Here is a 999-nt window from a genome sequence, read left to right as displayed (position 1 = left end):
TTCGGGGTTGCCAAGACCGACGATCACCTGTAGTTCGGGTTCAAGAATATGCGGACCAGATGGCGGCGCTTTGGGCGTTGACGCTTCGCTGATCTGCTGCCGCAGTAAAAGCGGCGCGCCGGAGGGCTTGTTCAGGTCGGGGCACGCGTTGCAGAAAGAAACCCGGTCGCAGTCTTCGCACCAGCAGGCTACTTTGCCACTTTGCGCCAGGATGATGCGTTGCAGGTGATCTTGTCTGTTTGTGCCTTTGATCAGTACCAGATCGCCCTCGCGCTTGATTGACTTGATGTATTCGGCCGCATCGCGGACATGGCCGAACGCGCGCAAGGTGTTTTCCTCACCAGGCTTCTGCGCCTTCAACACGCTGGACGCCCAGGGGCCAACGAAAACCGTGACATCGGCAATTTTCTGGGCAAGGCGTGCGGTTTTCGCGTACATCGCCCCTTTTTTGAGGCCTGCGTCTGAAATCTCGCCAAAGACTATAATTTTCCGCCTGGCTTGCGCCGCCTTCATGAAATCGAAGCACGTATCGAGCGTCCACAGAGGTGCTTTGAAGTCATCGCGGATGAAGGATACCCCATCCGATGTTGTCACCGCTTGCATGCGGCCGTCAAAGGGAGCAACGCTGGCAATCCCCCTGGCGCATTCGTCCAGCGTCATGCCGGCGGCCAGCCCGCCGCCAATGGCACCCAGCACGCAAGGAACCCAGTGTGTTCCACACAACTGGGTGCGCAGTTTTATGCGTTCTGAACCGCGTACCAGCGTCATCTGCAAACGCTCTGGCCAGACCGAGCTGATGTCTTCGGCGCGCAGTTCAGCCTTGGGCGAGAGTCCATAGGTGATGATCCTGGCGACGGATTTGGCGGCCATGGCGAGTACCAGTTCGTCATCGGCATTCAGCACTGCGGTGCCGGTGGCCGGGAGCGAGGCGATGAGCTTGCCTTTTTCCTCGGCGATGGCCTCTCGCGGGTAGTCCTTGCTCGAATGATCGTCGCGCAC

At 59.2% G+C, this 999-nt stretch carries 1 protein-coding gene; it reads right to left on the bottom strand.

Features of this window, described 5'->3' with window-relative positions:
• A partial coding sequence (locus tag PROAA_RS11540) for a glutamate ligase domain-containing protein (protein WP_222102235.1) occupies positions 1 to 999 on the bottom strand: 999 nt, incomplete at both ends.

It is taken from the genome of Candidatus Propionivibrio aalborgensis (assembly GCF_900089945.1).
GTDB lineage: Bacteria > Pseudomonadota > Gammaproteobacteria > Burkholderiales > Rhodocyclaceae > Propionivibrio > Propionivibrio aalborgensis.
The sequence above is the reverse complement of the archived record's forward strand: the minus strand, read 5'-3'. Positions and strand labels throughout refer to the sequence as shown.